This window comes from Flavobacterium sp. (genome assembly GCF_028712645.1).
Classification (GTDB): Bacteria; Bacteroidota; Bacteroidia; order Flavobacteriales; family Flavobacteriaceae; genus Flavobacterium.
In genome coordinates this window covers 1-6,648 of sequence record NZ_JAQTPQ010000202.1, presented here as the reverse complement: position 1 = coordinate 6,648, position 6,648 = coordinate 1, and the positions used below count along the sequence as shown (strand labels likewise).

7 protein-coding genes and 1 pseudogene are annotated in these 6,648 nt (G+C 33.5%); all 8 read left to right on the top strand.

Annotated features, from left to right (window positions below; genetic code table 11):
- Positions 1–9: 9 nt before the first annotated feature.
- Positions 10–675 (top strand): annotated as a pseudogene (locus tag PHC28_RS14020) (phosphoribosylanthranilate isomerase).
- 3 nt (positions 676–678) lie between these two features.
- Positions 679–1,860, top strand: coding sequence for a tryptophan synthase subunit beta (gene trpB, locus PHC28_RS14015; RefSeq protein WP_300101859.1), 1,182 nt, complete (start codon positions 679–681; stop codon positions 1,858–1,860).
- A 14-nt stretch (positions 1,861–1,874) separates the two neighbouring features.
- The gene (locus tag PHC28_RS14010; RefSeq protein ID WP_300101856.1) at positions 1,875–2,204 is read left to right on the top strand and encodes a gamma-glutamylcyclotransferase family protein; all 330 of its coding nucleotides are present in this window, start codon (positions 1,875–1,877) and stop codon (positions 2,202–2,204) included.
- Positions 2,205–2,247: 43 nt separating this feature from the next.
- Positions 2,248–2,985, top strand: a complete 738-nt coding sequence (locus tag PHC28_RS14005) for a carbon-nitrogen hydrolase family protein (RefSeq protein ID WP_300101854.1) — start codon at positions 2,248–2,250, stop codon at positions 2,983–2,985.
- 52 nt (positions 2,986–3,037) lie between these two features.
- Positions 3,038–3,799 (top strand): tryptophan synthase subunit alpha, encoded by a 762-nt coding sequence (gene trpA, locus PHC28_RS14000; RefSeq protein ID WP_300101851.1) that lies wholly within the window; start codon positions 3,038–3,040, stop codon positions 3,797–3,799.
- A 206-nt stretch (positions 3,800–4,005) separates the two neighbouring features.
- The gene (locus tag PHC28_RS13995; RefSeq protein ID WP_300101848.1) at positions 4,006–4,908 is read left to right on the top strand and encodes a BRCT domain-containing protein; all 903 of its coding nucleotides are present in this window, start codon (positions 4,006–4,008) and stop codon (positions 4,906–4,908) included.
- A 185-nt stretch (positions 4,909–5,093) separates the two neighbouring features.
- Positions 5,094–5,720 carry a TetR/AcrR family transcriptional regulator gene (locus PHC28_RS13990; protein WP_300101844.1) on the top strand — a complete coding sequence of 209 codons (627 nt, stop codon included), beginning with the start codon at positions 5,094–5,096 and terminating at the stop codon, positions 5,718–5,720.
- Positions 5,710–6,648 (top strand): TolC family protein (locus tag PHC28_RS13985; RefSeq protein ID WP_300101841.1); only part of this gene is annotated, 939 nt, incomplete at its 3' end. The genes PHC28_RS13990 and PHC28_RS13985, both read left to right, overlap by 11 nt.

The following is a 6,648-nucleotide window of genomic DNA, read 5'->3' as shown; positions in this document are numbered from 1 at the left end:
ATAAATAAAATGAAACTCAAAATCTGCGGAATGAAATACCCTGAAAATATAATCGAAGTGGGTTCGCTCCTACCCGATTAGATGGGCTTTATCTTTTGGGAGAAATCAGCACGCTATTTTGATGGAATCATACCCGAATTATCAAGTTCAATTCGAAAAGTAGGTGTTTTTGTAAATGCAACTGTCGAAGAAATTATAGAGAAAATCGAAAAATACGACTTACAAGCTGTACAATTACACGGTCACGAATCGGTTGAATTTTGTGTAGATTTTAAAAATAAAACGGGCAAAACTATTGAAATCATAAAAGTGTTTTCTATCAATGATGATTTTGATTTTGAAGTTTTAAAACCTTTCGAAAGTGTTTGTGATTTTTTCCTTTTTGACACCAAAGGAAAATTACCCGGCGGAAACGGAACGACTTTCGATTGGGAAGTTTTAAAAAAATATCCATCCACAAAACCGTTTTTCCTGAGTGGTGGAATTGGAATAGAAGAATTAGAAGACGTTAAACAAATATTAAAAACAAATTTACCTGTTTATGCTATTGACGTAAATAGTAAATTTGAAACCGCACCTGGATTAAAAAATGTAGAATTGTGTAGAAATATACGTAGAGACGCACTGCAGTGTGTCTCTACAACGTGCGTTTCTACAGAAAAAAATAAAAAATAAATTATGTCATATCACGTTAACGAAAAAGGCTATTACGGAGGATTTGGAGGAGCTTACATTCCTGAAATGTTGTATCCAAATGTGGAGGAATTACGCCAACAATATTTAAAAATTACAGCAGAACCATCCTTTCAAGCCGAATTTGATGCATTACTAAAAGACTATGTAGGTCGTCCAACACCACTTTATTTCGCGGAGCGATTATCGGCAAAATACAATACTAAAATCTACCTTAAACGAGAAGATTTATGTCATACTGGAGCTCATAAAGTTAACAACACTATTGGACAAATTTTATTGGCCAAACGATTGGGTAAAACTAGAATCATTGCCGAAACTGGTGCAGGACAACACGGTGTTGCAACTGCTACGGTTTGCGCTTTGATGGGATTGCAATGCATTGTTTATATGGGCGAAATCGACATTGAACGTCAAGCACCCAATGTGGCTCGAATGAAAATGCTTGGAGCCGAAGTTCGTCCAGCACTTTCGGGTTCTCGAACGCTAAAAGATGCCACAAACGAAGCCATTCGTGATTGGATTAACAATCCAGTTGATACGTATTATATCATTGGTTCAGTCGTGGGACCTCATCCTTATCCTGATATGGTGGCGCGTTTTCAGAGTGTAATTTCTAAAGAAATCAAGGAACAATTATTAGAAAAAGAAGGTCGTGAAAACCCTGATTATGTTATTGCTTGTGTGGGTGGTGGAAGCAATGCTGCTGGTGCTTATTATCACTTTTTAGATAATGAAAATGTAACTATTATTGCTGTTGAAGCCGCAGGTCTGGGAGTTGATTCTGGCGAAAGTGCTGCAACTTCAGCTTTAGGAAAAATAGGTGTTATTCACGGAAGTAAAACCTTATTGATGCAATCTCCTGATGGACAAATTACCGAACCTTATTCTATTTCAGCAGGTTTAGATTATCCAGGTGTTGGTCCAATGCACGCTCATTTATTCGCATCAGGAAGAGCTGAATTTATTTCGATTACTGACGATCAAGCAATGCAATTTGGACTTCAACTTTCGCAAATGGAAGGAATTATTCCAGCTATCGAAAGTGCTCACGCCTTTGCTGTTTTAGACCAAAAACAATTTAAACCCACAGATATTGTCGTGATTAATTTATCGGGTCGTGGCGACAAAGATTTGAACACTTATATTGATTATTTTAAATTATAATTAAGCTTTACAATATGAAAACTATGATAAAATTATTTACCTACGGTACTTTGCAACACGATGATATCCAAGAAAATATTTTTGGACGTATTTTACAAGGAATACCTGAAACATTAATTGGATATGCGTTACAAGAATTAATAATCGAAGAAGAATTTGGCTTAGTAGAGTACGATATCCTTGTAGAAACAGGTAATCCAGAAGATACAATTAACGGAGTTGTATATGAAATCACAGCTAAAGAACTTCATCAAGCAGATTTGTACGAAGGATCACATTACAAGCGAGTTGAAGTACACTTGCATTCGAATCAAAAAGCTTGGGCTTATAGTGTTGCAACGTAATAAGTTATAATAACAATTTCAAACTATAATCCATAAAATAAAAATGATTTTAGCAGCTGCTCAAACAAAACCAAAACGCGGAGATATTGATGCCAATCTTTTGGATCACTATCGTCTTATAAAATTGGCAGCAGTAAATGGAGCTCAATTAATACTATTTCCAGAGCTTTCCATTACAGGTTATGAAAGAGAAGATGCTGCTCGATTAGCCTTTACTGCTAATGATACTCGATTGGATCATTTAAAAAAATTAGCTACCGAAAATAAAATTACCATAATCGCTGGAGCTCCTATAAATATAGAATCGAATTTGTTTTTGGGTGAATTTTGTATCACTCCAGACAACTTTGTTTCCATATACACTAAACAATTTCTTCATACAGGCGAAGAAATTTATTACAAATCCTCTTTTGATTATAATCCAATCCTCAAAATAGAAGACGAGCGTATTTCTTGTGCCATTTGTGCCGATATCGACCATCAGCAACATCCAGAAAATGCAAGTAAAAATAATAGTTCAACTTATATTGCCAGTATTTTCTTTTCGCCAAACGGAATTCCACAAGCACACCAATCGTTACAAAATTATGCTTGCCAATTTAAGATGAATGTTTTAATGGCTAATTTTGGAGGAGACTCTTATGGAAGTCCATCAGGCGGTCGCTCTGCTTTTTGGAATAATAAAGGAGAATTGATTGCTCAAATGGAAGACACCAGTTCTGGGCTATTAGTTTTAGAAAAACACAATGGGGATTGGACAAGTAAAATACTAAATGATTAAACAAAAACACATCCATAGGATTTTCAAAATCCCAAGATAAAACACATTAAAAATGAACAGAATAAACCAAAAATTACAAGAAAACAAAAAGATACTTTCCATCTATTTTTCAGCGGGACATCCTAGCTTGAATGATACCGTGCAAATTATTCAAGATTTAGAAAAAAGTGGTGTAGATATGATAGAAATCGGATTGCCGTTTAGCGATCCTTTGGCCGATGGACCAACGATTCAAGCGAGTTCGACCCAAGCTTTGCACAACGGAATGACAACTCAAGTTTTGTTTGACCAACTCAAGGACATTCGAAAAACAGTTGCAATTCCGCTGGTAATTATGGGTTATTTTAATCCAATGTTGCAATATGGCGTGGAAAATTTCTGCCAAAAATGTGCCGAAATTGGCATCGACGGATTAATAATTCCTGATCTTCCGGTTGATGTTTATGCAGAGGAATACAAAACGACTTTCGAAAAATACGGATTAATCAACGTGTTCTTGATTACGCCACAAACTTCGGACGAGCGCATTCGTTTTATCGACAGCGTTTCTGACGGATTTATTTATATGGTAAGCTCTGCAAGTGTTACGGGTTCGCAATCGGGTTTTGGAAGCGTTCAGGAAAATTATTTCAAACGCATTGCTGATATGAACCTAAAAAATCCTCAAGTAATTGGTTTTGGAATCAACAATAAGGAAACTTTTAACCAAGCTACTCAGTTTGCCAAAGGTGCCATTATTGGTAGCGCATTCATCACGAATTTGACGGAGAATGGTGTTGAAAGTATTGGGGAATTTGTTGGGAATATTAGATAGAAACATCTTCTTTCAAACCTAATTAAACCGCAAATTCGCAAATGAGAAAGCTTTTAAGGCTTAGTGTAATTTGCAAATTTGCGGTAATTTTTTAGTAATATTTTCATATATTTGAAAAGGTATAAAACGAAAGATTATTTAGTAAACATATATACAGGTTAACAGTTAACTGTAATTTTATCAAACCTTACGAAAAATATAAATTGATGACAAAAATTGACGACCAAACTTTGAAAATTTACACAGCAAAAGCTCAAGCAGATAAAGCAATTAGCTCACTCAAAGGAATTTTACTTGGAATTAATTTGGATGGAAATGTAAATGAAAAAGAAATTAACGAACTTAAAAAATGGGTTATTTCTCATAATGAATTAATTAATAGAAATCCATTTAATGAGTTTATGATGATAATTGAAAATACAATTTCAAATAAAATTCCACCCAAAGAAACTATTGAAGATTTATATTGGCTTTGTCAAAAATATGAAAATGACAATGTTTATTATAACACAGTAACTTCTGATTTACAAATTTTACAAGGAATTTGTCACGGAATTTTATCTGATGGAATTATAAATGAAAAAGAAATTTTTGATTTAAATAAGTGGTTAGAAGAAAACGAACATTTAAGTTCATATTATCCATATGATGAATTAAGAAGTTTAGTCTTATCAATTGTTTCTGACAACAAAGTTGATGAAGAAGAAAAAATAGTTTTAAAAGCATATTTTAGACAATTTATTAATTTAAAAGACGCCGAGACAAATGAGCAGATTAAAAAAGAAACTGCCGAAATACAAATTTCAGGTCTATGTACAAGTGAACCAAACGTAACTTTTGAAAATAAAACTTTTTGTATAACTGGAGTATTGAAAAGAGGTAATAGAGAAAATCTTCAAAATGACATAATAAAACTTGGAGGAATTCCAACAGAAAGTGTTAATAAGAAAACTGATTATCTAATAATTGGTGATAATGGGAATCCAGCTTGGGCATTTTCTTGTTATGGTAGAAAAGTAGAAAAAGCTTTATCTATGAGAAAAGAAGGTCACACAATTATGCTAATTCACGAATTTGATTTCGCAGATATTGTTGATAATCTAATATAATAAAATTACAAATAAAACTATTTTGCAGCAAAACGTTAAACAATCCCCTCAAACATTGAATTATCAAAATGTTTGAGGGGATTGTTTTTGACAGTAAACAAACGTTAAAAAAAAGTTAAACAAAAATTAAACAACTGTTTAAATTAAACACTTGTTTAATTTTGGCTTTTTAAAAAATAGAAGCCTTGAAAACCGAATTCAACGACAAACAAATCCAGATTCTCGAAGTAGCCCAAACGCTATTTGCCGAGAAAGGTTTTGATGGCACTTCGATTCGGGATATTTCGAAAATAGCGAAGATCAACATCGCTATGGTTTCGTATTATTTTGGTTCCAAAGAACGTTTGTTGGAATCCTTGGTTCTATTCAAAACTTCTGGTTTAAAAGAACAGTTGGTCAACTTGATTGAAGAAAATCTCGAGCCTATTGAAAAAATTAACAAACTAATTGATTTATATATCAATAGAATCAACTGCAACAGGGGAATTTACCGCATTCTGCATTTTGAAATATCATCAAAAAAACACGTTTTAGATCTTGACTCTTTTTCGGAATTAAAAAAAGGAAATCTAAAATCATTAGAACATATTATTCAAGAAGGTCAAAGTAAAGGTGTTTTTAGGAAAGACATTGTCATTCCGCTGATTACGCCAACCATTCTAGGGACTTTTTTCCATTTTCAAATGAACAAACCTTTTTTTGAAGAAATATTAAACTTAAAAACGGAATCTCAATACAACAATTACATCAAAAACGACTTAACAAAGCACATTCAACAAACCATAAAAGCCCTTTTAATTTATGAGAATTAATCCATTATTACTCTTAGGGATTTACTTTATTGGAGTTTCATCAATAGATGCCCAAGAAAAAACTAGCTTGACCCTCGACGAGGCCGTTTCTATGGCTTGGGCTAATAGCAATGAAACCATCTTGGGAAATACCAAAGTAAATACCAAAAAATACGAATTACAGGCAGCTAAAAACAGTCAATATCCCAATTTAAAAATTGCGGGACAATACCAAAGATTGACTAAAGCTTCGATGGATTTAAAAATAGGCCAAAACAACAGTACAACTTCTACTCCACCAGTTGTGGATCGATTGATATTGGGTCAAGCCAATGTAAGCCTTCCGGTTTTTCAGGGTTTCAAAATACAAAATAATATTCATATTTCGGAAAATTTGTATCAAGCCGAAACGGCCAATGCATTGCAAACTAAGGAAGAAATTGCACTGAAAGTTGTGGAATATTATGCCAGTTTATATAAGGCACAAAAAACATTGGAAATCTTGAAAGAAAACCAAAAAAGTGCCGAACAACGCGTGTATGATTTTAGCGAAATGGAAAAAAACGGAATTATTCCAAGAAATGATTTGCTAAAATCACAATTGCAAGTTTCGAGAATACAACTTTCGATTGATGAGACAAACAACAATTTGAACATCGTGAACTTCTATTTGGCTACCCTTTTAAAATTACCTACTGAAACAAAACTTGTAGTTAGAGAAAGTGATTTTGTAAACTTCAAAATGGATAATATTCCAACAAATGATCAACCAGCATTTGAAAATCGTAAGGATTTACGAGCGATACAGTTTCAGGAAAAAGCCAGTAAAGCCAACATTAAAATGGCGCGAAGTGCTTATTATCCTTCAATTACTTTCGTTGGAGGTTATACTTCATTAGACTTAAAAAATGTAATTACGGTGGAAAACGCAATGAATTTTGGTGTTGGC

Bases quoted from the DNA above. Each gene is read 5' to 3' on its own strand.
- PHC28_RS13995 (WP_300101848.1), top strand. From the start codon at position 4,006: ATGACAAAAATTGACGACCAAACTTTGAAAATTTACACAGCAAAAGCT.
- trpA (WP_300101851.1), top strand. From the start codon at position 3,038: ATGAACAGAATAAACCAAAAATTACAAGAAAACAAAAAGATACTTTCC.
- PHC28_RS14010 (WP_300101856.1), top strand. From the start codon at position 1,875: ATGAAAACTATGATAAAATTATTTACCTACGGTACTTTGCAACACGAT.
- PHC28_RS14005 (WP_300101854.1), top strand. From the start codon at position 2,248: ATGATTTTAGCAGCTGCTCAAACAAAACCAAAACGCGGAGATATTGAT.
- trpB (WP_300101859.1), top strand. From the start codon at position 679: ATGTCATATCACGTTAACGAAAAAGGCTATTACGGAGGATTTGGAGGA.